Here is a 26,265-nt window from a genome sequence, read left to right on the forward strand (position 1 = left end):
GGCTGCCCAGGCCGAAAGATCAGGGGGCGGATGTCGCCAACGTGACAGGGTCGCGTCACGCTCAACTACCTCGCTCGTTGCACGCAGTGAGGCGGCAACAGAGGAGGCACCGTGTCGGCTGACGTGTCCCGTGCGAAGCGACTGCGCCGGCACCTGCCGGACGCGTTCCGACTGCCCACGGAGGCCGACCCGCGCCCGGACAACCGCCAGATCGCCGCGGTGTGCGCCTGGGCGGCCGCGCTCGGGCTCGGGGGCATGGCGGTGGCGCTGCGGGCCTTCGTGGGGCTCATCGGACAGTACCGCTTCTGGTACGGCCCCGTCGTCATCACCATCGGCCTGCTCGGCCTGGCGTGCACCATCGCGGCGTTCGCGAGCGTGCACCGGCGCAGGCTCCCCTACGCGCTGCTCGGCGCCGCGTCGGTGAGCCTGCTGCTCGGCTGGGTCGTGACGGGCCTGTAGCTCAGGCCCAGAGCTGCCCTTCGAGGGCGTTCTCGGCCTCGGCGAGCGTGCCCCCGTAGGCGCCGGTCGACAGGTACTTGAACCCGCCGTCGGCCACGAGGAACACGACATCGGCCCGCTTGCCGGCCTTGAGCGCCTGGTGCGCGACCGCGAGCGCGGCGTGCAGCACGGCACCGGTGGAGAAGCCCACGAACATGCCCTCGACCTCGACCAGCTGCCGGGTGCGCAGCACGGAGTCCTGGGTGCCGACGGAGAAGCGGCGGGTCAGGACCTTCGCGTCGTACAACTCCGGCACATAGCCCTCGTCGAGGTTGCGCAGGCCGTAGACGAGCTCCCCGTAGCGGGGCTCGGCCGCGATGATCTCGATGTCCTCGACCTTCTCGCGCAGGTAGCGCCCGACCCCCATGAGCGTGCCGGTGGTGCCCAGCCCGGCCACGAAGTGGGTGATGGTCGGCAGGTCGCGCAGGATCTCCGGGCCGGTCGACTCGTAGTGGGCGCGCGCGTTGGCCTCGTTGCCGTACTGGTACAGCATCACCCAGTCCGGGTGCTCGGCCGCGATCTCCTTCGCCACGGCGACGGCGCGGTTGGAGCCGCCCGCCGCCGGCGAGGTGATGATCTCCGCGCCGTACATCCGCAGCAGGGAGGTGCGCTCGGCGGAGACGTTCTCGGGCATCACGCACACGAGCCGGTAGCCGCGCAGCTTCGCCACCATCGCCAGCGCGATGCCGGTGTTGCCGCTGGTCGGCTCGATGATCGTGTCACCCGGGCGGAGGCGGCCGGACTCCTCGGCCGCCTTCACCATCCACAGCGCCACGCGGTCCTTGACGCTTCCCGTCGGGTTGCGATCCTCGAGCTTGGCCCAGAGCCGCACGTCGGCGCTCGGCGAGAGCCGAGGCAGTCCGACGAGCGGCGTGTTGCCGCACGCGTCGAGCAGGGACTCGTAGCGCGTCACGCGATCAGCCCCGCAGGGCGTGGGCGGCGGCGAACGCGAACGCGCCACCCGCGACCGCGGGCAGGATCGTCACGGAGTCGCCGTCGTTGAGCTTCGCGTCGAGCGCGCCGAGGAACCGGACGTCCTCGTCGTTGATGTAGACGTTGACGAACCGGTGCAGGCCGCCCTCGCCCGTGATCAGCCGGTCCTTGAGCCCGGCGTGGCGGGAGTCAAGGTCGGTGAGCAGGTCAGCGACGGTGTCCCCGGAGCCCTCGACGGTCTTGGCGCCGCCGGTGTAGCTGCGAAGGATGGTGGGGATGCGAACCTCGATGGCCATTGGTGTTCTCCTCTGAAGACGACGGGACGAAACGGGTCAGAACGGGCGGCTGATCAGCCGGTCCGACACTCGTAGTCGACGGTCGCCGGGCTCTGCCCGAAGAGGTACTTCTGGACGGCGTTCGGATCCACTGCCGCATTCACTACCTGAACCGGCTCCTCGGTGACGGCCCCGTCCACGATGCGGAACGAGCGGATCTCCGTCAGCTCCGGATCGCGCGTGGAGACGAGCAGGTAGTGCGCGCCGGGCTCGCCGGCGAAGGAGACGTCCGTGCGGGACGGATAGGCCTCGGTGGCCGTGTGCGAGTGGTAGACCACGACCGGCTCCTCGTCGGCGTCGTCCATCTCCCGCCACAGCTTCAGCTGTTCCTTGGAGTCGAACTCGTAGAACGTCATGGACCGGGCCGCGTTCTCCATCGGCACGTGTCGCTCCGGCCGGTCCGAGCCGGCCGGACCCGCGACGATCCCGCACGCCTCGTCCGGGTGGTCCCGGCGGGCGTGCGCGACGATCGCGTCGAGGATCGCGGCGTCGATGGTCAGCACGTGACACAGCCTACCGAAACCCGGGCGGCACTCGCCCGTGACGGGCATCTCAGCCCATGAGCGCGCCGACGAGCGACTCCTGCAGGTAGGTCAGGTACTGGTACACCGAGAGCTGCGCGACCCGGGCCGAGGTCGGGTCCTTCAGGATCGCCTCGTCGAGCTCGGACTCGATGTCCACGTCGTCGTCGGCGATGCCCAGGCGCAGGCCCAGGGTGAGCCGGACGTCGGTGAGCGCCCGCAGCCAGGCCTCGGCCTGCTCCTCGTCGAGGGCCACCTCGCCGCCCTCGACGGGCAGGGCGTCCAGCAGGAGCGCGGCCTGCTCCAGCTTGGCCGAGCGCAGGTCGTCCTCGGTGTAGCGGCGCAACTCCGCGGAAAGGGCGGGGTCGTCGCGGTACACGTCCGGGAACAGGCGCTCGATGACCGGATCGGTGCGGTCGAAGCCCTCGGAGAGCAGGGTGATGACCTCGAGCATGACCTCGTTGAGCACCGCGGCCTCGCCCGGGCCGAACCGGGCGACGCACACCGTGCCGGCGCGCACGAACATGGTCACGACCGCTCCACCGTCGCCCAGAGCCCGTGGGCCTGCAGCCGGGAGGCGTCGTACTCCATTTTCTCGCGCGCCCCGCTGACGACGATCGCCTTGCCCTTGTGATGCACGTCGAGCATGAGGCGTTCGGCCTTCTCCTTGCTGTACCCGAACAGCTTCTGCAGGACCCAGGTCACGTAGCTCATGAGGTTGACGGGATCGTTCCAGACGACAGTCACCCACGGACGGTCGGTCTGGGGCACCTCATCAACCTCGACGTGGGTCTCTTCGATCGGTAGGACCTGCGGCGCCGCCATACCAACATGGTGCCATCAAGCGAGCAGCACGCCATGGTCGACCGCGTCCCCCGCAATGATCGACAGCGCCTGGCGCAGCTCGGCGTAGCGCTCGCCGAGCTCGTGGCCGAGCTCGACCTCGATCTCGCGCAGCGCGTGCTGGAGCCAGCGGCGGCAGTCCTTCTTGTCCGGCAGCTTCGGCGGGCCGCCCGGCGCGTGCCGGGGCTGCCACATCGCGAACGACCCGGCGTTCAGCCCGATGCCCAGCGGCGAGAGCACCTGCGCCGGGTCCTCACCGGCCGCGCCGACCGCGGAGAGGCCGTCCAGCGCGCCGGCGCCGGTGAGCGAGGCGACGCCGGAGGTGGTGGTGACCAGCAGCGCCCGGTCGCGCTCACGGCCGTCGTCGCGGGCGCCGTCCACGGCCCGGCGGGCGGCGGTGGCGATCCGGGCCAGCACGACCTCGTCCGGCGGGGCGTCCAGCAGCGCGCCGAAGACCGCGTCGATCACCTCGCGGGTGTCGGTGCGCAGCTGGCGCGAGCTGCGCACGGAGAGCGCGTGCAGGTGCCGGTCGAGCACCCGGGGCAGCTCGGGGCAGCCCTTGCCGGACCCGAGCTCCTGCACGCAGCGCACGTGGATGGTGGCCAGGTCGATGGAGACCCGCTCGACGGCGGCCAGGCGGCGGGCGCGGATCTCCCGCTCCAGATGCTCCTGCCACGCGTCGCCGGTGGCCGAGACGGTGGTGGCGGTGATCTTCCTGGGCGCGCCGGCGTCGGCCCGCTCGTCGGCCCAGGCCTCGAGCTGGTGGCGCAGCTCGGCGACGCCGAAGACCGACGCCGGCTCGAGCGAGACCGGGAACCACGGGGCGGTGGCGAGCCGGGGGCCGCGCGCGGCGAGCAGTGCCCGGTTGGCCGCGAGCATCTCGGGCCACTCGTCGTGCTGGTCGATGTGGGTGAGGACGAAGGCGACGCGCTCCAGCCGGTCGGCGGCGGCGGTGAGCAGGTCGAGCTCGGCGCGGCCGAGCGGGGCCGCGGCGTCGACCACGAAGACCAGGCCGAGCCCGTCGGCGGCGGCGTCGATGGAGATCTCGGCGGTGGCCGGGTCCAGGTCCCCGCGGCCGGGCGTGTCGATCAACGCGACCCGCTTGAGCAGGGGTGACGGGTGGGTGACCTCGATCCGCCGGGCCGGGCGCGCCGGCCCCTTGATCGTGCTGCGGTCCGGGAACGGGCGCGGTTCGCGGTGCCCGGGCACGAAGGCCCACGCCTCCGAGCGCTCGCCGTGGCGGAAGACCACCCAGGCGTCACCGGCCTCGATCGGCTCCGCGGTGCGCCGGATCAGCGCGTCGACCAGCGCGGTCTTGCCGGACCGGGCGGTGCCGGCGACGACCGCGCAGGACCGCCGCGGCGAGTGGGACGGCGTGCTCGGTTGCCGGTGGCCCCGGCTGCCTCGGATGTTTCCGGCCGGCATGGCGGACACCGGTCTCCCGCTCGTCGGGACGCCGAAGGCCGGCGCTGACACGACGGTAAGATCGATCAGCGGCGCCTGCATGACCCCGAAGCCCATGTGCGACCTCCTTGTGCACGGCCGGGAAGGCCCGCCCCGGCGCGCGGACGAACGGCGCATGACGGGCGGGGCATCGGAACGCTACGTGAACGGGCACTTACAGCAGCAGGGTTCGTGCTACTCACTGGAGCCGAACGGGGTACTCAAGTTCGTGCTCCCGCAGGTACGCGCAGTAATCAACGTATCGATATGCTGCGACGGTGCCTCCCTGGAGCTTTGTCGGCAGAAACGCAGAACTCATTCGTGTCGCCGAGGCGGCGACCGGCTCGACCGGTCGCGGCCTGATTCTCGGCGGCCCGCCCGGCATCGGCAAGAGTCGATTGCTGCGCGAGGGCGTGAACGCACTTGACCAGGACAGAATCGCCGTCTGGACGGCCACCGCCAACATCGCGACGGCCGGTCTCCCGCTCGGCGGCCTGGCCCAGGTGCTCCCGCCCGACCAGCCCGCGGGCGGCTCGCCCGCCGGTCTGCTGCGCTGGGCGGTCGACGCGCTGCACCGCCAGGCCGCGGGCCGCCCGATCGTCGTCGCGATCGACGACGCTCACCTGCTCGACCCCCTCTCCGCCGCGCTCGTGTACTACGTCGCCCGGTCCGAGAACGCCACCGTGATCGGCACGGTGCGCACGGGCGAGTCGGTGCACGACCCGATCAGCGCCCTGTGGAAGGACGATCTCGTCGAGCGGATCGAGCTCGGCCCGCTCACCCTGCAGGAGACCTCCGACCTGCTGCAGCAGGTGCTCGGCGGCCCGGTCGACTCCGCCTCGGTGGACCGGCTGCAGCAGCTCTCCCAGGGCAACGCCCTGCTGCTGCGGGAGCTGGTGATCGCCGCGCACGCGGCCGGCGAGATCATCGAGAGCTACGGGATGCAGCGCTGGACCGGCAAGGTCGACCTGGCCCCGACGCTCACCGAGGTCGTCGACGCCCGCATCGGCAAGCTGACCCCGCAGGAGCGGGCGGTGCTGGAGCTGGTCGCCTTCGGCGAGCCCATCGGCCTGCCGCTGCTGGTCAAGGCGACCGACCTGGCCACCGTGGAGATCGCCGAGGAGCGGCAGCTGGTCCGGGTGGTCGTGGAGGACCGGCGCACGACAGTCCGGCTCGCCCACCCGCTCTACGGCGAGGTCGTCCGCCGCCGCTGCCCGGTGACCCGGTTCCGGCGCCTGCTCGCCGACCTCGCCACCCTGGTCGAGAACTCCGGCGCCCGCCGCCGCGACGATCTGCTGCGCGTGGCCGTCTGGCGGCTCGACTCCGACACCGCGCGGGACCCGGTGCTGCTGCTCAACGCGTGCCGGCTGGCGTTCGCGACGTACGACATGGCGCTCGCGATGCGCCTGGGCAAGGCGGCCGTGGCCGCGGGCGGCGGCTTCGACGCCGCCGAGACCCTGGCCACGATCCTGATGTTCGCCAACTGCCCGGACGAGGGCGCCCAGATCCTCGACCAGTACGAGAACCAGATCACCGGCGAGGCCCAGCGCAGCCGGTGGCTGGCGATCCGGCACATCACCTCGCAGTGGGGCCAAGGCGACTCCTCCACCGCCGACGAGATGGACCGCCAGGCCCACCAGCTCACCGACCTGCGCGAACGCTCCCTCTCGCTGTCGGTCGAGTCGACGATGCGGCTGCACCGGGGCGACTACGGCCAGGCGCTCACCCTGGCCCGCACCGTGCTCGACGGCCCCGCCTCCGCGCCCGGACCGCGCGCGCTCGCCCGCAGCAACATGGGCCACCTGCAGGCCATGCGCGGCACCCCGGTGCAGACCGTCAAGGCCATGGCGCTGCTCGACGCCGACGCCGCCCAGTGGCGGGCCGAGGTGCCGTACATCCAGCTCGGCATCGAGCTCGCCCGCGGCACGGCGATGATCCTCGCCGCGGACCTGGCGGCCGTCGACGCGATCGTGGCCACCGAATTCGCGGGCATGGCCGACGCCGGCAACTTCCTGCTCGGCTCCGGCTACCTGCAGATCGTCCGCGCCCAGGCGGCCCGCCTGCGCGGCCACCTCCAGGAGGCCGGGCGCGCCGCGAGCCAGGCCAGCGCCATGCTCGCCACCGGCCGGATCTTCGTGGCCCTCGCCCACGCCGAGCGCGCGCACGTCGCCGCCCTGCAGGGCGACGCGTCCGGGGCCGCCGCGGCGTTCGCGCTGGCCGAGGAGGCGCACTACCGCTCGATGGAGGTCCTGTACCCGTGGCTCGAGGAGGCCCGCGCCTGGGTCGCCGTGGCCGCGGGCGACGTGAGCACGGCCGCCGAGGTGCTGCGCCTGCTCGCCGCGCGCAACCGCAGCGACGGGTTCGCCGCGCACGAGATGTTCGCGCTGTACGACCTGGGCCGCCTCGGCTTCGCCCAGGAGGTCAACGAGCGCATCGGCGCCCTGGCGCAGACGGTGGAGGGCCGCCTCGCGCCCGCCATGGCCTGGCACGTGCGCGCGATGGCCGAGGAGGACGGCGGCGCGCTGCTCGCGGTGGCGGAGGAGCTCGCGGAGATGGAGCTGTACCTCTTCGCCGCCGAGGCCGCCGCGGGGGCCGTCACGCTGCTGCGCGGCATCCGCTCACCGCAGACGCCCCGGGCCGCCCAGCGCCTCGCCGAGCTGCGCGTCGAGTGCCCGCAGGCGGTGACGCCGGCCCTGGTCGTGCCGCAGCCGATGCTGACGGGACGGGAGCGCCAGATCGCGCGCCTGGCCGCGGCCGGCGTGCCGTCGAAGGAGATCGCGGATCAGCTTTACCTTTCCTCCCGTACCGTCGACAACCACCTCATGCGCGTGTACGCGAAGCTCGGCGTGACCGGCCGGGCGGAGCTGGCGGCGGCGCTGCGCTCGCTACCGCCGGAGGAGTAGCGGCTCCCTTGCGCACCGGAGCGCCCGGCCGACGACCCGGGCGCTCCGGCTGTCCGGTCAGTCGTCCGGCCCGATGCCGGGTCAAGGAGTGATCGCCGTCCTATCACCCTTGGAATATGTTGTTCACGTGACGAGTAGCGCGTTCCTGACCGACCACTACGAGCTGACGATGCTGTCCGCAGCGCTGCGCGACGGCACCGCCGACCGGCGCTGCGTGTTCGAGGTGTTCGCACGCCGGCTGCCGACCGGGCGCCGGTACGGCGTGGTCGCGGGCACCGGCCGCCTGCTCGACCTGATCGCCGACTTCCGCTTCGGGGACGAGGAGATCGAGTTCCTCGAGAGCCGGGGCATCGTGGACGAGACGACGGCCGGCTGGCTGTCGAAGTACCGGTTCAGCGGAGACGTCGACGGCTACACCGAGGGCGAGCTGTTCTTCCCCGGCTCCCCCATCCTGACCGTGAGCGGCACGTTCGCCGAGTGCGTGGTGCTGGAGACGCTGATCCTGTCGGTGCTCAACCACGACAGCGCGATCGCGGCCGCCGCGGCGCGGATGGTCACCGCCGCGCGCGGGCGGGCCGTGATCGAGATGGGCTCGCGGCGCACGCAGGAGGAGGCGGCGGTCGCGGCGGCCCGGGCGGCGTACCTGGCGGGCTTCGCGTTCACGTCCAACCTCGAGGCGGGGCGGCGCTACGGCATCCCGACGACGGGCACGGCCGCGCACGCGTTCACGCTGCTGCACGACTCCGAGCAGGCCGCGTTCGCGTCCCAGGTCGCGGCGCTGGGCAAGCAGACGACGCTGCTCGTGGACACCTACGACATCGCGCAGGGCATCCGCAACGCGATCGCCGTCGCCGGCCCCGAACTGCGCGCCGTGCGCATCGACTCCGGCGACCTGTCCGTGCTCGCGTCCGAGTCGCGGGCCCTGCTCGACTCGCTGGGCGCCACGGACACGCAGATCGTCGTGTCGGGCGATCTGGACGAGTACGCGATCGCGGCCCTGGCCGCCGAGCCCGTGGACGTGTACGGCGCGGGCACCGCCGTCGTCGTCGGCTCGGGCGCGCCGACCGCCGGGCTGGTCTACAAGCTCGTCGAGGTCGAGGGGCGCCCGGTCGTCAAGCGCTCGGAGCACAAGGGGACGGTCGGGGGGCGCAAGACGGCGGTACGGCGGCACAAGCCGACGGGAACGGCGACCGAGGAGGTCGTCGTCTCGCTCGGCGAGCCGGAGCCGCAGCCGCACGACCGCCTGCTCCAGCGGCCCCTGCTGCGCGCCGGCGAGCCGGTCGCGGACCTGCCGACCCTGGCCGCCTCGCGCGAGCACCTGCGCCAGTGCCTCATCTCGATCCCGTGGGAGGGGCTCAAGCTCTCGGCCGGCGACCCCGCGGTCCCGGTCATCATGTCCGGCGGAATCTCTGGAGGCACCGCATGACGCGGGCGTTGATCGTGGTGGACGTGCAGAACGACTTCTGCGAGGGCGGCTCCCTCGCCGTGGCCGGCGGCGCCGGGGTGGCCGCGGAGATCTCCGCGGCGATCGCCGACGGGCCGTGGGACCACGTGGTGGCCACCCAGGACCACCACATCGACCCGGGCGCGCACTTCGCCGAACACCCGGACTTCGTGAGCACCTGGCCGGTGCACTGCGTCGTCGGCACCGGCGGCGTCGACTTCCACCCCTCCCTCGACACCGCCAAGATCGAGGCGGTTTTCGAAAAGGGTTCGTACGCGGCCGCCTACTCCGGTTTCGAGGGCTCGGCGGCCGGCCGTGGCCTGGCCGACTGGCTGCGCGAACTCGACGTGACCGAGGTCGACGTGGTGGGCATCGCCACCGACCACTGCGTCCGCGCGACGGCTCTCGATGCGGTGCGTGAGGGCTTTGTTACGACTGTGCTCCTGAACCTCACGGCCGGGGTAGCGCCCGCGACCACAGCGTCTGCCCTGGTAGAGCTGCGTGAGGCCGGCGTGACCCTGGTCGGTGAACCGGTCGTGGCCGGGAGCTGACCGACCGGCGGATGGCACATGGCTGGACTTGCCGTGTAACAACCGACGTGTACCGTCATCCGGGCAAGCGGATCCCGCAGCACCGATGTGAGGACTTCTCACGTCACTACGTAAGGAGCCCCTACACGGAGCGTGGCGAAAACGGCTGGACTTCGCTACGCTTGCGGGACCTCAAAGGGTCGTCCATGGTGGACGGCTCAGCACCAGGAGGGTCACGTGAAGTTGTCGATCGAGACTCGCCCCTCGGATCAGCGAGAGTCAGTGCTGACACTGAGTGGCGAAATCGACTATGAGACCGCTCAGGAGCTCCGCACAGCGGTGAGCTCAGTGCTCGACGGAAGCATCGACCTCCTTGTCATCGATCTCGCGGGGGTCACCTTCCTCGACTCCACCGGCATCGGTACCCTCGTCGTTGCCAAGCGCATCTGCCACAGCATGGGCGTCAAGCTCGACATTCGCCGGCCGAACCCGTTCATCGCGCGCCTGTTCGCGGTGGTGGGCGTGAGCGACATCCTCGGCGTACCGATCCCGCCCGGCACCGTGTCCGGCCGCCTGCCCGCCCCGCGTGGCGGGGTTACCCAGCCGGCCTGACGGTTACAGAACGCAGTCTCTCCCCGGCCTAGGCCGACCCCTCTAGACGACGCATGCGGAGCGCCGTGCCCCCACCCCGGGCGCGGCGCTCTCGTCGGTTCATGGTTACGTTCAGTCGCTGGCCGTGGCGGCGCTTCTACGTTGGGTTACTTCGCGGTCGGGATTCACCCTCGCGAGTGATCACGGCCGATTTTTCATAGAACTGTCATATGGCGGGCGGCGTTTTCGAAAGCGAATGCGGTGAGCTACCGCGATGCCCGCCGTGGCCCGGACCGTAACTCCCGTGGCCTCACCGCTCGCGGGACACGGTGAGCTACCGCGATGCCCGCCGTGACCCGGACCGTAACTCCCGTGGCCTCACCGCTCGCGGGACACGGTGAGCTACCGCGATGTCCGCCGTGGCCCGGACCGTAACTCCCGTGGCCTCACCGCTCGCGGGACACGGTCCGACGCGAGCACCGCGGGTCGCGCAATCGAACCGCGCGCCACGCGCACGACACACCGCCGCCGCGACCGGAACGCCCCTCAACGCCGACCCGCGGCCCACTGCGCGCCGCGATCATCCGGACCGCGCGCCGCGCGCACGACTCGCCGTGGGCGCCCCGGCGGGGTTTGCGGAGCGTGGCGCGCGATCGGACTGCACGACGCGCGCAACGCGCCAAAACCGCGCGTGGCGCGGGCAGCGGCGCCGACCATCTCGGGCGCCGGCGGAGCGGCGGATACGCTGCGCGATGTGAGAGACATCGAGATCCGCGGCGACATGATCCGCCTCGGTCAGTTCCTGAAGCTCGCCGACATCATGGAGTCCGGCGGCGAAAGCAAGGAGCTGATCCTCGACGGCGAGGTCAGCGTCAACGGCGAAGTGGACACCCGCCGCGGTCGGCAGCTGCACAAGGGCGACGTCGTACGCGTCCTCGGCGAAACCCTCCGCGTCGCCTGAGCCCAATCCCGCAGCAGCCACCGGGGGAACCGCCTCACTGGACCTGACCAAGCACCCCGCGCCCGCCTCCCGCGCCTGAGCCAGCGCTGGCGGCCCAGTGGTGCAGCTCCCTCCGTCCAGTACCCGCCGCCCGCGGCCGCGACATAACCCGAGTGCCGCCGTCACCAAACCGAGTGGGGCAGCCGCCGTCGCCGCCGCGACGAACCAGGGCGCGGCGGGCCGCGGAGGGAGGGGCAAAGGCGCTGATCACCGGGGTACCCAGGAACTTCACAGCGCCGTTTGGGCCGGTCCTCAGTTCGGCCCCGCATAGTTCTTGATGTGACCGGCGCCGGAAAAACCGGAAGCCTCCCTGGATGGTCCACCGGCGCACGGTCACGCCAAAACGTTGCTCACGACGTCGCCGAGCTGGGGTGGTCAGCAGGGGTGACGGTGATGCGGTCGAGGTCGGGGCACCACCTGCCGGGGGTGTTCCCGGCCTCGACTGTGTTGCGGCCCTGATCGAACCGGACGGTCATGAAGATCGTCGCCACCTTGTTCGCGCCGCCGCTCGAGGGGAACGTCAGCTGTGTCCAGCGCCGGCCGAGGCCGATGTAGCAGCGGCTGGGCGAGTCGGACGCGTAGGCGATCGTGAGGCGGTACTCGCCCTTCGCCGGCACCGTCACCGCCGGGAACACCAGCGCCCGGCCGTCGCCGATGCCGGTCACGACCCGGCCGCCCGAGGCGCCCGGCACGGAGCGGATCGTCATCCGGCCCGAGCGGCCGCCCGCCTCGGCCTCGAAGACCAGAGCCGGGGGCCGGGACGGCGACGGCGTGCGCTTGACCGACGGCGACGTGCGCGAGCGGGACGGCGACGCCGACACCGAGGGCGACGCGGACGGCGGCGCGGCCGACGGCGTGGGAGGCGGCTCCAGCGACAGGACCGGAATCACCGGATTCTCGCCTCGCCAGGTCGGGTCGCGCGGGGCCGGGTCCGGGAGCGCGACGACGAGGGCCAGCCCGGCGACCACGGCCACGATCAGTACCGCGATGAGCACCAAGGGTGCCGGTCGATGCGAAACACGCCGCCGGCCCAGGTAGTCGCCGGGAGCGTCGATCATGTCCGAGAAGGTACCGCCACCAGGCCGAAATCCCTACGGCGTGAGCACGAGCTTTCCGCGCACGCCTCCGGCACTGAGGAGCCGATGCGCGTCCGCCGCCTCGGCGAGGGGCAGTTCCCGGTGCAGGGCGACCCGCAGCCGGCCGCGATCGGCGAGGTCGGCCAGCCAGCGCAGGTCCGCGGCCGACGGGCTGGGGACCACGTACCGGCCGCCCGCCGCGGCGATCGCGGGATTCACCGTGGACACGGCGCGGGCGGGATCGCGGACCTCCCTCAGTACGGCTGCCGTGGTCTCACCTCCGGAGAAGTCGACGGCCACGTCCGCCGGGGACCCGTCGACCGGCTCGGCGCCGAGCTCCTTGAGGAAGTCGGCGTCGCCGGTGCCCAGGACCCGCTCGGCCCCCAGCGCCCGCGCGATCTGCACCGCGAAGTGCCCGACCCCGCCGGAAGCGTCGTGCACGAGCACCACGTCGCCCTCTCCGGTCCCGGCGGCGCGGAGGGCCTGCAGGGCCGTGACGGCGGCCCTCGGTACCGCCGCCGCTTCGACGAACGTGAGACCGGCCGGCTTGTGGGCGGCGAGCAGCGACGGGACCGCGACCCGCTCGGCGTAGGCGCCGTCGGCCCACGCGTAGACCTCGTCGCCGACCACGAAGTCGGTGACCTCGGGGCCCCGGCCGACGACGACGCCGGCGAGATCGTGGCCCGGCACGCCGGCGTCCTCGGGGAGATCGTCGTCGACGCCCGCGGCGCGGATCGCCAGCAGGACCTGGTCGGAAGCCGGGCGCGGGTCGGGCAGGTCCCGCAGGGCCAGCGTGTGCTCTGCGGTCAGCGTGATCGCCTTCACGCCTCCATGTCTAGCGGCTCCGGGACCCGCGCGCAGGCGGATATGGCCAGGTCGAGGGAGGTGAGATGGGCAAGTCCCGCCCGGGTGAGGCGCGGCACCACCCCGGCCGCGAGCCATCCGGGGCCGGCGGCGGCGAAGACGGTACCGGCGAAATCCGCGGCGACCGCGAACAGTCCGGCGGCGTCGGCCGTCTCCGCGGTCTGGGCCCAGATGACCGCGGTGCTCGGGGCGGTTCGCTCCGTCGCGGCGTGCAGGGCGGGCCACGGCAGCCCGGCTCCCAGGGAGAACGTGCCGACGCGCAGCTCGAACAGCGCGGCCGCGAGCGCCTTGAGGGGCAGCTCGTGCTGCTCGCCCGGCGCGCAGGCGAGCAGCACGTGGTTGCTGCGGATGTCGGCGTGCCGCGGGACGCTGGCCAGGTCGAGGCCGCGGGCGATGCCCTCGGCGAGGGCGTGCTCGACGGCGATGTCGGCCGGGCCGGTTCCCGCGGCCATCCGCCGCAGGGCCGGGACGCAGGCCCCGTTCCAGGTCGCGGCGACGCCGTGGCGCGCCGTCAACGTGACGACGATGCCGGCGACGGCGCCGCTGTCCAGGTCCCGGGCCGCGTCCAACAGGTCCAAGAGCCGCATACCCAGTCATTCGCCCGGATAGCGGCGCTTGGATGCAGTGCCATGACGATCAGGCGCTCTGGCGCCGCACGAGGGTCGTGGGCAGGACCGGCGGCTCGTCCCACGGCTCGTTCGACATCTGCGCGAGCAGCTGCCGGGCGGCGGCCGCCCCGATCTCCTCGACCGGCTGCTTGATCGTGGTCAGCGGCGGCTGGGTGAACGCGGCCAGGGGCAGGTCGTCGAAGCCGACCAGGGCCACGTCCTCGGGCACCCGCCGGCCCGACTGCCGCAGCGCGTGCAGCGCCCCGACCGCCATCAGGTCCGACGCGCAGAAGACGGCGTCGAGGTTGGGCCGGTGATCGAGCAGGCGGGTCATGGCGTGCACCCCGGCGGGGCGCGTGAAGTCGCCGTACGCGATCGGGCCCGGGTCCAGCCCCGCCCGTTCGAGCCCCTCGCGGAACCCGGCGAGGCGGTCCACCCCGGCCGAGACGTCCGGCGGCCCGGCGATCGTGACGATGCGCCGGCGGCCGGTGCGGGCGAGGTACTCCACCGCCTGCCGGGCACCGCCGCGGTTGTCCGCGTCGACGTACGACAGGGCACTGCCCTGCAGCGGGCGGCCGATCAGGGTGACCGGTACCCCGAGGGCGGGGAGCGTGACGACGAGGGGGTGGCTGCTGCGGCAGTAGATCAGCAGTACGCCGTCGATGTGCCCGCTGCTGAGGTAGCGCTGCAGCGAGGCGGGGCGCTCGCCCGCGGCCAGGAGCATGGGCATGTCGCGCTCGGCGAACGCGGCACTGGCTCCGGCCAGCACACGGGAGTAGAACGGATCGGCGAAGAGACGTGCGTTCGGCTCGCACACCACGGCGGCGACGGAACGGGGGCGGCGGTCGACAGCGCGGGCGGCACGCTGGCGGACGTAGCCGAGACGGTCAACGGCGTCGCGGACCTGCTGGCGGGCGGCCGGCGAGACGCGGGCGGAGCCGTTGAGCACGCGTGAGGCGGTGGCGGAAGACACTCCGGCAAGGGCGGCTACATGGGCAAGGGTGGGGTGTTCGGAGCTGTCACGCATGGGGTCGTGCGTGGGATCGAGCGCTTCTGGAGCGGCGGTAATCGACATCGCGACCTCCTTAGATAGCAAGTCGTCGATTTTGGGAGCGCTTCCATATCGGAGCGTCGTACACCGTTTCTGCGGTGTCAACACGAGATTGCCGCAAGGTTTCGCTACCGGGGTTCTGACTGTAAATTTCAGCGCCGGGGCGTGAGCCGGGTCTCTCCCCGGTCCCGCCGGCACCAGCCGGCTCGTGGGCGCGACGAAAAGCCCGACTCCCGCCGATCGGGCAATCTCCTGGGGGAAGATCCTCTTGATGCCACCGCGATCGCACCCCAGCGATTCCGCGTCAGGTGGGAGGACTATCCTGCCTGCGGGGTGACGTGTTGATCGCTCGGCACCTCACGGAGCTGGCTCGCCAGCTGGTTCAACAGCCTCAGGAGGCCTTTCGTGACCACCGTCGCACCTAAGCCGATCGTCACCAGGCCATGGCCGGTGCACAAGCCGGTCAAGGGCTCGGCGTTCGCTCGGCTGCTGCGCACCACGGACGCGAAGCAGATCGGCCTGATGTACCTCATCACGTCGTTCGTGTTCTTCATGATCGGCGGCTTCATGGCGCTGCTGATGCGCGCCGAGCTCGCCCGCCCGGGCCTGCAGTTCCTCTCGCCTGAGCAGTACAACCAGCTGTTCACCATGCACGGCACGATCATGCTGCTGTTCTTCGCGACGCCGATCGTCTTCGCGTTCGCGAACTACATCACGCCGCTGCAGATCGGCGCCCCCGACGTCTCCTTCCCCCGGCTCAACGCGTTCGCCTACTGGCTCTACGCGTTCGGTGGCTCGATCACGCTGATCGGGTTCATCACGCCGGGCGGCGCGGCGGACTTCGGCTGGTTCGCCTACGCGCCGCTGAACAGCATCATCAACTCCCCCGGCGTCGGCGCCGACCTCTGGATCGTCGGCCTGGTGCTCTCCGGCCTCGGCACGATCCTCGGCGCGGTCAACATGATCACGACGGTGCTGACCCTGCGCGCGCCCGGCATGACGATGTTCCGGATGCCGATGTTCACCTGGAACATCCTGGTGACGAGCGTCCTGGTGATCATGGTCTTCCCGATCCTGGCCGCCGCGCTGCTGGCCCTGGAGGCCGACCGCCGCCTGGGCGCGCACGTCTACGACGCCGAGACCGGCGGGGCGATGCTCTGGCAGCACCTCTTCTGGTTCTTCGGCCACCCCGAGGTCTACATCGTGGCGCTGCCGTTCTTCGGCATCATCACCGAGGTCATCCCGGTCTTCAGCCGCAAGCCGGTCTTCGGCTACAAGGGCCTCGTCGGCGCGACGATCGCGATCGGCGCCCTGTCGATGAGCGTGTGGGCGCACCACATGTTCGCCACGGGCCAGGTCCTGATGCCGTTCTTCTCGTTCCTGAGCTTCGTCATCGCCGTGCCGACCGGCATGAAGTTCTTCAACTGGATCGGCACCATGTGGCGAGGCCAGATCACCTTCGAGACGCCGATGCTCTTCGCCATCGGCTTCCTGGTGACCTTCCTCTTCGGTGGCCTGTCGGGCGTGCTGCTGGCCAGCCCGCCGATCGACTTCCACGTGTCGGACACCTACTTCGTGGTCGCCCACTTCCACTACGTGCTCTTCGGCACGATCGTCTTCGCGGTGTACGCCGGCATCTACTTCTGGTTCCCGAAGATGACCGGCCGCATGCTGGACGACCGCCTGGGCAAGATCCACTTCTGGCTGACCACGATCGGCTTCCACACCACGTTCCTCGTCCAGCACTGGCTCGGCACGCAGGGCATGCCCCGCCGCTACGCCGACTACCTGGCCACGGACGGCTTCACGACGCTCAACACGATCTCCACGATCGGCTCGTTCATCACCGGCCTGTCGACGCTGCCGTTCATCTGGAACGTGTGGAAGTCGTACAAGACCGGCCGCGTCGTCGAGGTCAACGACCCGTGGGGCCACGGCATGTCCCTGGAGTGGGCGACGTCCTGCCCGCCGCCGCTGCGCAACTTCGACAGCATGCCGCGCATCCGCTCGGAGCGGCCGGCGTTCGACGCCCGCTTCCCGGCCCACGCGCCCGGTCACTCCCTGGAAGCCCCGCCGCCCGGCGGCGCCCGCCCCCTGAGCCACGAGGCCGACGGCGGCGCCAGCTACCAGGACTCCTGACCCGTCTGCGCCTTCCGCGACGCCCTCGGCACCCTGCCGGGGGCGTCGCGGCGTTTACGGGCGGCAGCGGCGGGCTGAGGGTGGTTGCGAGAGCATCGAGCAGCAGAGAGCTACCGCGATGTCCGCCGGGGTACGGACCGTTACTCCCGTGGCCTCACCCTCCGCGGCTGGTTGCGCTTCCTACTGGCGTCGGGTCCCCGGTCTCGTGAGGTCCCCGCGCCGTCGCACTTCCCACTTGTCGGCCGCGGGTTCTCAAATCTCGTAAGGCCCTCGCCCCGTCGCACTTGGCAGCGGGCCCATCCCGTCGCGCTACCCACTTGGCCGCAAGTCCCGCCACGCCACGCTTCCCACTTGGCGTCGAGTTCCCCGGATCGATGTTGTGCAGATCTCGTGACGGCCGCTGCCGGTCCGACGGGCTCGCCCCTACGCTGCGGGCATGACGAAAATCCGGGTCTGGCTGGTCATCTTCATCGTCGGCCTGGTAGCCAGCGGCGTGACCGCGTTCCCCCTGGAGCACGAGGTCCGCTGGCTGCATCACCTGCTGGACGGCTCCCCCGCCCCGCAGGCCCTGGTGGACTGGATCGCCCGGGTCGACCGCGGCATCACGGAGACCAACGACCGCTACCCCTTCATCATGTACGGCACGGACTGGCTGGCCTTCGCCCACCTCGTCATCGCCGTCGCCTTCTGGGGCCCCTTCCGCGACCCGGTACGCAACATCTGGATCATCGACTGGGGCATGATCGCCTGCGTCGGCATCGTGCCGCTGGCCCTGTTCGCCGGCCCCGTGCGCGGCATCCCGCTCTGGTGGTCGGTCATCGACATCTCGTTCGGTGTCTTCGGCATCATCCCCCTGCTCGTGGTACGCCGTTTGATCAAGCGCCTGGGCAGCGCGGAGGCCGCTAACCAAGATGCTCCCGAAAAACCGTTGCGGGTGATCCATGGGGCTGGCTAGGTTGGGCGTACACGGGAAAGGAGGTGGTCCAAAGTTGTGTAGCAATGGGACTCGTGAGGTGACTGTCCGCTAGTCGCCGTCCTCTGGACTCGCACTTCGTGTGTCCGCCCGGATGGCGGCAGGCGAATACGAGACAGCCACCCAGCCCCCGAGGCTTTCCGGTGTAGTCCGACCGGCCCACGCGCCTAGCGCGGGAACCTCGGGGGCTGTTCCCTTTCCTGGTCCAGCCCCGCCTCTCCCGCACTTTGTGTATTCGTTCACCTCGCGCGGGTGTCTCGCCTCCGGCCACCCCTCGCTTTCGCACCGCCACGAGCGGGTGCCACCTTCGACCGCCGCTCACTCCTCCGCCGCCTTGTGCTCTCCGCCGCTTTGTGCGCTCCGCCACCTTGTGCACCCACCTCGCGCACTCCGGCCTCCCCACCGCCACGTTCGTCCCCCTCGCACGCCCGCCCCTCCCCCGCCGCCGGAACCAGGCACTGCGCGCGGCGAGCACAGCAAATGGTCGACACGAGCAGCGAGCGCTCCGCCGCACGGATGGGCGGATTCGCAAACGCGCAACGCGTCCGGCGTTCCCGGGCGCCGCTCGGATTCCCTATCCTGTGGCCATGATCTCCGCGAAACGGCTGCGCGCACACGTCGAAGCGCTCACCGCGCACGGACCGCGGTTCGAGGACCTGCCGGGAGTCGCCGCCTGCCTGCGGTACTCGACGGATCAGCTCAGCGCCATGGGCCTCAAGGTGCGCGTCGAGCGCTACGGCAGCGAGTTGCACCAGGTCAACCTCGTAGCCGAGATCGAGGGCGGCACCTCCGACGATGCCGTCGAGCTCTGCGCGCACTGGGACACCGTCGAGGTCAGCCCCGGCGCCGACGACAACGCGAGCGGCGTGGCCGGCGTGCTGGAGGCCGCCCGCGTCCTGCGTGACGCGGACCTGCCCGCCCGCACCATCCGTTTCTGTCTGTTCGGCGGCGAAGAGTCAGGATTCGACGGCAGCGCCGCGCACCAAGCGTTCATCACCGCGCAGACCGAGTCGATCGTCTTCGAGATGATCGGGCACACCGCCGCGCACCAACGCATCCCGGATGAGCTCAGCGACTTCCTGGAGGCCCCCGAGCGCGGCGACTTCATCGCACTCGTGGCCGACGAGCGCTCCCAGGACCTGCAGACGCGATTCGCGCGCCACCTGGAGATTCCGGCGCTGCCGCTGATCCTGCCGGCATTCGCCGAGCATGTCGCCATGCGCAGCGACCACGTACCGTACTGGGACGCCGGTCGCCGCTCCCTCCTCGTAACGGACACGGCCGACTATCGCAACGCGCACTACCACCGCGCCGACGACACCGCGGACACGCTGGACTACGACTTCGCAGCCAACGTCGTGACCGCCGCCGTGCGGACGATCACGGAACTCGCCCAGTAAGCCCGCCCCGCGCCTCGAAGTTCCCAGCGCCACGCGGACGTCGACCGAGCCCACGCCGCGCAGACGTCGACCAACTCCACGCCGCGCAGACCTCCACCGACCCCACGCCACGCAGACCTCCACCGACCCCACGCCGCACACACCTCCACCGACCCACGCCGCACAGACCTCCACCGACCCACGCCGCACAGACCTCCACCGACCCCACGCCGCGCAGACGTCCACCGAGCCCACGCCGCGCAGACCTCACCGACCCCACGCCGCGCGGACGGACGCCCGATTCGGCGCCGTGACGTGCTCAAGCAAGCGGCGGTGAACGCATGTGTAGCGCGCTCGAACGAACGGCGGGGGACGGCACGTGTAGCGTGCTCGAACGAACGGCGGAGACTGCACGTTTGGTGCGCCCGACCTGGTGCGCATCGACGCGTGACGGGCTCGCGTTCATGGCGTGGCACGATGCTCGGGTGTCCATCCGACTCTTGATCGCCGACGACCAGGCCCTCGTGCGGGGCGCGCTCGCGGCGCTGCTCGATCTCGAGGCCGATCTGTCCGTCGTCGCGGAGGTCGGGCGCGGGGACGAGGTCGTCGCGGCCGCGCGGGAGCACCGGCCGGACGTCGCCCTGCTCGACGTGGAGATGCCGGGCCTCGACGGGATCGCGGCCGCCGCGGCGCTGCGCAAGGCGCTGCCCTCGTGCAAGGTGCTGATGGTGACGACGTTCGGCCGCCCCGGCTATCTCCGGCGCGCGATGGCCGCCGGCGCATCCGGGTTCGTCGTGAAGGACACGCCCGCGAAGCAGCTCGCCGACGCCGTGCGCCGTATCGCCCAGGGCCTCCGCGTGGTCGACCCGACCCTGGCCGCCGAGACCCTGGCCAGCGGCGACAGTCCTTTGACGCCGCGCGAGGCCGACGTACTACGCGCAGCCCGAGAAGGCGGCACCGTAGCCGACGTCGCCGCGCACCTCGGTCTGTCCGAGGGCACCGTGCGCAACCACTTGTCCGCGGCCATCGGCAAGACCGGCGCCCGCACCCGAGCCGAAGCCGTCCGCCTGGCCGACGAAAACGGCTGGCTATAGCCACACCGCCTCCCGACCTAGCCGTTCGCGCAGTGGGCCACGCGTAACCGCTCAACAGACGGCGAGGGAACGTGCAAGATCGAGCGGCTGTGGTTCAACCACGCCGCCGACCCGATCCGCACGTCGGGACGTGAGCGAACGCGCAGGGGACCCGCACAAGCGCCGGCGATTGAGACGGTGAGACATGAGCGAATGTGCATGCGCGACTCGCGCAGCGGGAGTGAACGCATGTGCATGCGCGACTCGCGCTGCGGGACGTGAACGGATATGCATGCGCGGCTCGCACGGTGAGCGGTGCTGGCCGGCGGTGAGTGGCGGGCGGTGAGCGAATGTGCGTGCGCGACTCGCGCGGCGGGACATGAGCGAATGTGCATGCGCGACTTGCATGGGCGGATGTGAGCGAACGTGCGGTGTGCGGCCGGTCCGGAATCGCTTGCGGTGGCTCGGCGTGGTGGTGGGCGTCGAGCGAGCCGAAGGCGTTCCTCACGCGGTGCTCGTGCAGAACGGCCGCATGTCGCTCACGGGAGTGGATGGCCCCGCCCCTAAGGGCTGAATGATTGCGGCCGGGGACGTAGAGTCGCGGCATGACCGCACTTCTCGCGAGCGGCCGCGACGCGGATGTCTATGCGCTCGACGAGCGGCGAGTGCTCCGGCGGTACCGTCGCGGCGGGGATGTCGCGGCGGAGGCGGCGATCATGCGGTACGTCTCCGATCATGGGTATCCCGTCCCCCGCATCTACCAGGCCGAGGGCGCCGACCTGGTCATGGAGCGCCTCGACGGGCCCACCATGCTGCGGGCCCTCGGCGACGGCACCCTCGACCTCAAGGCGGGCGCCACCGTGCTGGCCGATCTGCTCGAACGGCTGCACAAAGTGCGCGTTCGCTCAGCTACCGACCCCGGTACGCGCATTCTCCACCTCGATCTGCACCCCGAAAACGTCGTCATGACCGAGGGCGGCCCGGTCGTCATCGACTGGCGCAACAGCTGCGAGGGGCCGCCGGAGCTGGACGTGGCGATGACGGCGCTCATCATCGCCACGGTCGCGGTGCTGCCCGGCCACCAGTTCGCCGAGCGGGCCGAGGCATTCCTGGACACGCTCCTGAGCTGTACTCGCGACAACCCCCTCTCCCAGCTCGAAGCCGCCGTGCACCGGCGTTCCGCCGACGCCAATGTCAGCGCCGACGAGAAGGCCCACCTGCACGAGGCCAAACTGCTGGTCACCACCGCCGCGCGCGCCCACTTCTGAGCCGGCCACGACCCACCGGCATTCCGCCAATACCAACCTCAGCGCCGACGAGAAGGCCCACCGCCCCGCGCGCCCACTTCTGAGCCGGCCACGGCCCACCGGCGTTCCGCCGACACCAACGTCAGCGCCGACGAGAAGGCCCACCGCCCCGCGCGCACCCACTTCTGAGCCGGCCACCGCCCACCGGCGTCGCCGAAGCGCCGCACCCCACTCCTGAGCGGGCCGTAGCGCGCCGGCGTCACCGGAGCGCGGGCCCGCACGGACGCCGCGGCCGAGGCGCTCGGCGGCGAGAAGCTGGGCCCAGATCACAGATCGTGGCCGCAAGAGCCGGGGCGGTGCGGAGGCGAGGCGAATAACCCGATCAGGGCGGCGTACCGGGTTCGGGGCGGCGCCACGCTTTCCCTCATGGAAGAACTCTTCGTCCGGCAGGTGGACATCGGCGTGGCCGACATGGACATCTGCGTCGATGACCGGCTCACCACCACCCGGGTCGTCGTTGAGCGCGCCACGGCTACCGATCGCCGTGGTGGACGTGAGCGCGAACTCCTCCTTGTGTACGGCGCCGAAGAAACGCGGGCCGTGGCCGATGCCCTGCACCGAGCCTCCGAGATGGCCGCCGGCTGAAGGCGGCCGGCCGCATCGCAGAGGGAAGGCTGCGCGCTGGCGAACGGACGAAGGCACTGCGCCCAGTCGCGAACGTCGAGCCGCAACCGGTCGCGAGGGAACCCGAAGAGGGTCGCGAGCGACGAGCCGGACGCGGTCGCGAGGGGAACCCGAAGAGGGTCGCGAGCGACGAGCCGGACGCGGTCGCTAAGGGAACCGGACACGGTCGAGGGAGACGAACCAACGCCCGGGTCGAATGTGGCGAACCGCGAGCGCGGTCACACTGTTGAGCGCTCAACTAACGCGCTACCCTAGAAACATGAACGAGCTTCCCCTTCTCGAGCGGCACCTCGCGGTAGCCGTGCCGGCCAGTCGCGAGCAGCGGACGTGGGCGCCTGAGGACGGGGCGCTGCCCAGCCTGTACATCAGCCATGGCGCGCCGCCGCTGCTCGAGGACGCCGAGTGGATGCGCCAGCTGCTCGACTGGGCGCTCGACCTGCCCAAGCCGAAGGCGATCCTGATCGTGAGCGCGCACTGGGAGCAGGCGCCGCTGAGTGTTTCGGCCACGGCCGCCAACACGCCGCTGGTGTACGACTTCGGCGGCTTCAAGCCCGTGTTCTGGACGCTGCGGTACGACACGCCGGACGCCACCGAGCTCGCGCACAAGGTCGCGGCCCTCATGCCCGACTCCGAGCCGCTGCACGAGCATCGTAGTCGCGGGCTCGATCACGGGGCCTGGGTACCGCTCATGACGATGTACCCGCTCGGCGACGTCCCGGTGCTGCAGCTCAGCCTGCCCACCCACCACCCCGATCGGCTGCTCGAACTCGGGCGCCGGCTGCGCCCGCTGCGGCAGGAGGGCGTGCTCGTCATCGGCTCCGGGTTCATGACCCACGGGCTGCCGTTCCTCAGGCGGGAGCACTGGACCGGGCACGGCACCCCGCCGGGCTGGTCGGCCGACTTCGACGCCTGGGCCGCCGACGCGCTCGCCCGCGGGGACGTCGACACGCTGAGCCGGTACGCCAGCCAGGCCCCGGGCATGCCGTTCGCGCACCCGACGGCCGAGCACTACACGCCGCTGTTCGTCACGCTCGGCGCGGCCGACCAGCCCGATGCCCCGGTGCGGTCGGTCATCGACGGCTACTTCATGGGGCTGTCGAAGCGCTCGCTGCAGACCGCGTAGAGCCGAGCAGCAGGCGGTTGTGGATCTTCTCGCGGGTCCACACCGGCAGCGCGTCGGCCGCAAGGAGCCGGGGCAGCAGCTCCGGCTCGGCGGTCAGCGCGCGGAAGGCGAGGCCGATCGTGACGTCGTGGGGCGGGGTGTGCACCACGCGCACCTCGTCGCCGGCCCGGATCGAGCCGGGGTGGATGACGCGGAGGTAGGCACCGGGGATCGCGCGCCGGGTGAAGGTCTTGATCCAGCCCCGCTCCCCCAGCCAGGCGGCGAACGTGCGGCACGGGATGCGCGGCGCGGACACCTCGAGCACGGCAGTGTCGCCCACGACCCAGCGCTCGCCGATCCGGGCGCCGGTCACGTCCAGGCCGGACGTGGTCAGGTTCTCGCCGAAGACGCCGCCGGGCAGGTCGCGGCCCAGCTCCGCGGCCCACTTGTCGAGGTCCTCGCGGGCGTAGGCGTACACGGCCTGGTCCGGGCCGCCGTGGTGGCGCGTGTCGCAGACGCGGTCGCCCGCCACGCCGGTCTCCTGCGTCCCGCGCGGGCCGGGCACGAAGATCGCCACCGGGCCGTCGACGGGTCGCTTGTCGATGCCCGTGTGCGACACGTCGGAGTGCTCGGTGCGCACGGGCGTGCCGACGTTGACGGAGAGCAGGTAGGCCACCCGGTCAACCTAGCGGGTGACGCGCCGCGGCCGCGCCGTCATTTCGGGCACACAACGACGGCCGGCCCGATGTGCGGGACCGGCCGTCGTGGAGGTGCCAGTTAGGGGAAGTTGACCAGGTACACGTTGTTGGTGGTCGAGTTCGCCGCCGCCCCCGTATTGTTGATGACGTGGCTGATGGTGCCGACCCCGCCGAGCGAGACGACCGCCATGTTGTGGAACTTCACGCCCGCCACCGCCGGGACCTCGAACGCGCGGGCCGAGACCACGGAGTTGTTGACGTTGAAGAAGCAGTAGCTGCCCAGGCCCCACGCCTCGAAGCTCGTGACCCCCGACGCGACCTTGATGGCCGGGTAGCCCTGCGTCGAGCCGTTCATCCAGGCCGCCTGGTTCGGCGGGTCGTAGGGCATCTCGTTCTGGAAGAAGATGATCCGGCCGTTGGCGCCGTTCCAGACGACCTCGTTCTTCTGGTAGTGCTCCACGAACAGGCCGGTCGCCAGGACGTTGTCGCCGTTGACGGTGAGGCCGTTGTCCGCGGTGTTGACCGTCCAGCCGATGCCGCTGCCGTGGTCGGCGCGCCAGGCCCAGGTGTGGTCGATGATCGTGTTGTTCGTGTTGACCACCAGGCTGTTCGTGGCCTTGCCGGCGACCATGCCGCCGATGCGGAAGAACACGTCCTGGACCGTGGTCGGGTTGCTCGCGTGGGACACGGCCGTCTTGGCCGGGCCGACCTTGAGCAGGGTGTCGCTGTTGGTGGTGCCGGCGTCGAAGAGCAGGCCCTTGAGCCGCACGCCGTCGACGTCGGCGACGTCCATCGCGTTGACGCCGCCGTCCGGGATGATCGTCGGGTAGCCGATGCCGAGGACGACCGTGTTGGCCTTGGTCACGTGCAGCGTCTGGTTGACGTGGTAGACGCCGGGCGTGAAGAAGACGTTGCAGCCGTTGGCGAGGGCGGTGTTGATCGTCGCGGCGGAGTCGCTGGGCTTGGCGACGAAGAAGGTGCTCATCGGCACCGAGGTGCCGGGGGTCGAGCCGCCGGCCCAGCTCGCGCCGGACGCGTTGGTGCGCAGCGAGGGCAGGAACACGCGGTACTTGCCGCTGCCGTCGATGTAGAGGTAGGGCACGTCCCGCGAGACCGGGGTCGTGGCCAGGGTCGTGTAGCGGGGACCGGCGGCCGGGTTGGTGTTGAAGTTGTTCGCCGGGGCGCCGTTGACGCCGGAGAAGACCATGTTCCAGTTGGAACCGCTCCAGCTGCCCAGGGTGCTGTCCTTGGTGTACCACTGCTGCTGCGACGCCGACTCGACGTTGCCGTCCACCTTGGAGTCGGAGATGTAGCCGCCGCTGGCCCAGCCGTAGCTGGCCGGGAACAGGTTGAGCCCGCCGATGACGTGCATGCGGCGGTACGGCGCGGCCTGCGCGACGGCCCAGCGGTTGGTCCCGCCGAGGGTGTTGACCGACAGGTTCTCCGCCGAGCGCCAGAAGTTCTGGGTGGCGTTGCCCGCGTCGCCGGCGTTGAACGCGTCGACCGTGACGGCGCCGTTGATGCGCGTGTCGTCGGGGTTCTGGCCGAGGCCCAGGATCGAGGTGTTGAAGCCGATGTTCGCGCCGACGGCGTAGGGGGTGGTGCTCGGCTTGAACACCAGGGCGTCGCGGCGGGTCCCGAACTGCGCGGACTGGGTGTCCTTCTGCGCGTTGAAGACCGAGTCCAGCGACGCCTGGATGGCCGCGTCGCTCATCGAGTGGTCGTAGATGTGCACGTTCGGGCCGAAGTCCGGCGTGTCGGAGTACGTGGGGCAGGTGCCGGTCGGCGGCGGCGGCGTGGTGACGGCGAACTTCTGGGCGCCGGTGCCGTTGCAGTCCCAGATCTGCAGGCGGGTGCCGTTGGCGGTGGCCCCGCTCGGCGAGTCCATGCACCGGCCGGACTGCGGGTTCTTCATCGAGCCGTCGGCCTGCGCGACCCACTGCTGGGCGCCCGTGCCGTTGCAGTCCCACAGCTGCAGCTTGGTGCCGTTGGCGGTGCCGCCGCTGACCACGTCGAGGCACCGGCCGATCGCGGTCAGCGCGGTGCCGCTCCAGGTCCAGTGCTGGTCGGCGGCCGCGGCCTGGCAGTCCCACAACTGGGCCGGGGTGCCGTTCACGCCGGTGTCGTCGCCGGAGATGTCGACGCACTTGCCGCCGGGGCCGATGATCGGGTTGCCGGTGACGGCGGCGGACGCCGACCCGATGACGCCGGCGAGGCCGAACGCGACAACGGTCAATGTCGTCCCGGCCAGCAGAACATTGCGTAGGGCACGAGATCTGGAACTCATGGGCTGCCTGCTTTCGAGGTTGCCGGCCGGGCGCGATCCATGG

Annotated in this window: 25 protein-coding genes; 13 read left to right on the forward strand and 12 right to left on the reverse strand. The window is 71.2% G+C overall.

Annotated features, from left to right (window positions below; all coding sequences use genetic code 11):
* Positions 1-111: 111 nt before the first annotated feature.
* Positions 112-459: a hypothetical protein gene (locus ACQP1P_RS42635; protein ID WP_433080280.1), complete on the forward strand. Its 348-nt coding sequence runs from the start codon at positions 112-114 to the stop codon at positions 457-459.
* A gap of 1 nt (position 460) precedes the next feature.
* Here the strand turns inward: ACQP1P_RS42635 and ACQP1P_RS42640 are convergent, their stop codons facing one another.
* From ACQP1P_RS42640 to ACQP1P_RS42665, 6 genes are read right to left on the reverse strand one after another with little or no spacing between them, the layout of a single operon-like run.
* A complete protein-coding gene (locus ACQP1P_RS42640) occupies positions 461-1,411 on the reverse strand; it encodes a PLP-dependent cysteine synthase family protein (RefSeq protein WP_350615982.1) in 951 nt (316 codons plus the stop codon).
* Positions 1,412-1,415: 4 nt separating this feature from the next.
* On the reverse strand, positions 1,416-1,727 hold the full coding sequence (locus ACQP1P_RS42645) for a MoaD family protein (protein WP_433080282.1): 312 nt from the start codon (positions 1,725-1,727) through the stop codon (positions 1,416-1,418).
* A gap of 53 nt (positions 1,728-1,780) precedes the next feature.
* Complete coding sequence (locus ACQP1P_RS42650) at positions 1,781-2,269, reverse strand: Mov34/MPN/PAD-1 family protein (protein ID WP_433080284.1); 489 nt, start codon at positions 2,267-2,269, stop codon at positions 1,781-1,783.
* Between the two features lie 49 nt (positions 2,270-2,318).
* A complete protein-coding gene (locus ACQP1P_RS42655) occupies positions 2,319-2,840 on the reverse strand; it encodes a DUF2017 domain-containing protein (protein ID WP_433090362.1) in 522 nt (173 codons plus the stop codon).
* Positions 2,816-3,112 carry an ATP-dependent Clp protease adapter ClpS gene (clpS, locus tag ACQP1P_RS42660; RefSeq protein ID WP_433080286.1) on the reverse strand — a complete coding sequence of 99 codons (297 nt, stop codon included), beginning with the start codon at positions 3,110-3,112 and terminating at the stop codon, positions 2,816-2,818. Before clpS ends, ACQP1P_RS42655 begins: the two co-directional genes overlap by 25 nt.
* A gap of 15 nt (positions 3,113-3,127) precedes the next feature.
* Complete coding sequence (locus ACQP1P_RS42665) at positions 3,128-4,651, reverse strand: hypothetical protein (RefSeq protein WP_433080288.1); 1,524 nt, start codon at positions 4,649-4,651, stop codon at positions 3,128-3,130.
* A gap of 200 nt (positions 4,652-4,851) precedes the next feature.
* Here ACQP1P_RS42665 and ACQP1P_RS42670 point away from each other — a divergent pair, with 200 nt between their 5' ends.
* From ACQP1P_RS42670 to ACQP1P_RS42690, 5 genes are all read left to right on the forward strand, one after another.
* Positions 4,852-7,476 (forward strand): LuxR C-terminal-related transcriptional regulator, encoded by a 2,625-nt coding sequence (locus tag ACQP1P_RS42670; protein ID WP_433080290.1) that lies wholly within the window; start codon positions 4,852-4,854, stop codon positions 7,474-7,476.
* Between the two features lie 169 nt (positions 7,477-7,645).
* Positions 7,646-8,902: a nicotinate phosphoribosyltransferase gene (locus ACQP1P_RS42675; RefSeq protein WP_433090364.1), complete on the forward strand. Its 1,257-nt coding sequence runs from the start codon at positions 7,646-7,648 to the stop codon at positions 8,900-8,902.
* Positions 8,899-9,471, forward strand: a complete 573-nt coding sequence (locus ACQP1P_RS42680) for an isochorismatase family protein (RefSeq protein WP_433080292.1) — start codon at positions 8,899-8,901, stop codon at positions 9,469-9,471. The genes ACQP1P_RS42675 and ACQP1P_RS42680 overlap by 4 nt, the downstream gene beginning before the upstream one ends.
* 216 nt (positions 9,472-9,687) lie before the next feature.
* A complete protein-coding gene (locus ACQP1P_RS42685; RefSeq protein ID WP_433080294.1) occupies positions 9,688-10,062 on the forward strand; it encodes an STAS domain-containing protein in 375 nt (124 codons plus the stop codon).
* Positions 10,063-10,732: 670 nt separating this feature from the next.
* A complete protein-coding gene (locus tag ACQP1P_RS42690; RefSeq protein ID WP_433080296.1) occupies positions 10,733-11,002 on the forward strand; it encodes an RNA-binding S4 domain-containing protein in 270 nt (89 codons plus the stop codon).
* Positions 11,003-11,391: 389 nt separating this feature from the next.
* On the opposite strand, the gene ACQP1P_RS42695 is transcribed toward ACQP1P_RS42690, so the two are convergent.
* The 4 genes from ACQP1P_RS42695 to ACQP1P_RS42710 are packed head-to-tail and all read right to left on the reverse strand — an operon-like array spanning position 11,392 to position 14,538.
* Positions 11,392-12,099 (reverse strand): hypothetical protein, encoded by a 708-nt coding sequence (locus tag ACQP1P_RS42695; protein ID WP_433080298.1) that lies wholly within the window; start codon positions 12,097-12,099, stop codon positions 11,392-11,394.
* 33 nt (positions 12,100-12,132) lie between these two features.
* Positions 12,133-12,942, reverse strand: coding sequence for an NADP-dependent oxidoreductase (locus tag ACQP1P_RS42700; protein WP_433080300.1), 810 nt, complete (start codon positions 12,940-12,942; stop codon positions 12,133-12,135).
* Positions 12,939-13,568 carry a transcriptional regulator gene (locus ACQP1P_RS42705; RefSeq protein WP_433080302.1) on the reverse strand — a complete coding sequence of 210 codons (630 nt, stop codon included), beginning with the start codon at positions 13,566-13,568 and terminating at the stop codon, positions 12,939-12,941. Before ACQP1P_RS42705 ends, ACQP1P_RS42700 begins: the two co-directional genes overlap by 4 nt.
* A 49-nt stretch (positions 13,569-13,617) precedes the next feature.
* Positions 13,618-14,538 carry a LacI family DNA-binding transcriptional regulator gene (locus tag ACQP1P_RS42710; protein ID WP_433080304.1) on the reverse strand — a complete coding sequence of 307 codons (921 nt, stop codon included), beginning with the start codon at positions 14,536-14,538 and terminating at the stop codon, positions 13,618-13,620.
* A gap of 507 nt (positions 14,539-15,045) precedes the next feature.
* Here ACQP1P_RS42710 and ctaD point away from each other — a divergent pair.
* From ctaD to ACQP1P_RS42745, 7 genes are all read left to right on the forward strand, one after another.
* Positions 15,046-16,779: an aa3-type cytochrome oxidase subunit I gene (gene ctaD, locus ACQP1P_RS42715; protein WP_433080306.1), complete on the forward strand. Its 1,734-nt coding sequence runs from the start codon at positions 15,046-15,048 to the stop codon at positions 16,777-16,779.
* Between the two features lie 436 nt (positions 16,780-17,215).
* Complete coding sequence (locus ACQP1P_RS42720; RefSeq protein WP_433080308.1) at positions 17,216-17,734, forward strand: hypothetical protein; 519 nt, start codon at positions 17,216-17,218, stop codon at positions 17,732-17,734.
* 605 nt (positions 17,735-18,339) lie between these two features.
* Positions 18,340-19,152: a M20/M25/M40 family metallo-hydrolase gene (locus ACQP1P_RS42725; protein ID WP_433080310.1), complete on the forward strand. Its 813-nt coding sequence runs from the start codon at positions 18,340-18,342 to the stop codon at positions 19,150-19,152.
* A 443-nt stretch (positions 19,153-19,595) separates the two neighbouring features.
* The gene (locus tag ACQP1P_RS42730; RefSeq protein WP_433090365.1) at positions 19,596-20,225 is read left to right on the forward strand and encodes a response regulator transcription factor; all 630 of its coding nucleotides are present in this window, start codon (positions 19,596-19,598) and stop codon (positions 20,223-20,225) included.
* 584 nt (positions 20,226-20,809) lie between these two features.
* Positions 20,810-21,472 (forward strand): phosphotransferase, encoded by a 663-nt coding sequence (locus ACQP1P_RS42735; protein ID WP_433080312.1) that lies wholly within the window; start codon positions 20,810-20,812, stop codon positions 21,470-21,472.
* A 405-nt stretch (positions 21,473-21,877) separates the two neighbouring features.
* Positions 21,878-22,096: a hypothetical protein gene (locus tag ACQP1P_RS42740; RefSeq protein WP_350615950.1), complete on the forward strand. Its 219-nt coding sequence runs from the start codon at positions 21,878-21,880 to the stop codon at positions 22,094-22,096.
* Positions 22,097-22,394: 298 nt separating this feature from the next.
* Entirely contained in the window at positions 22,395-23,258 is an 864-nt protein-coding gene (locus tag ACQP1P_RS42745; RefSeq protein WP_433080314.1) for a dioxygenase family protein, read from the forward strand.
* Here ACQP1P_RS42745 and ACQP1P_RS42750 read toward each other — a convergent pair.
* Together ACQP1P_RS42750 and ACQP1P_RS42755 are read right to left on the reverse strand one after the other, a co-directional pair.
* Positions 23,221-23,913 (reverse strand): MOSC domain-containing protein, encoded by a 693-nt coding sequence (locus ACQP1P_RS42750; RefSeq protein ID WP_433080316.1) that lies wholly within the window; start codon positions 23,911-23,913, stop codon positions 23,221-23,223. The genes ACQP1P_RS42745 and ACQP1P_RS42750 overlap by 38 nt on opposite strands.
* Positions 23,914-24,014: 101 nt before the next feature.
* Positions 24,015-26,222, reverse strand: coding sequence for a ricin-type beta-trefoil lectin domain protein (locus ACQP1P_RS42755; protein ID WP_433080318.1), 2,208 nt, complete (start codon positions 26,220-26,222; stop codon positions 24,015-24,017).
* Positions 26,223-26,265 lie beyond the last annotated feature (43 nt).

It is taken from the genome of Dactylosporangium sp. CA-052675, from assembly GCF_050947935.1.
GTDB lineage: Bacteria > Actinomycetota > Actinomycetes > Mycobacteriales > Micromonosporaceae > Dactylosporangium.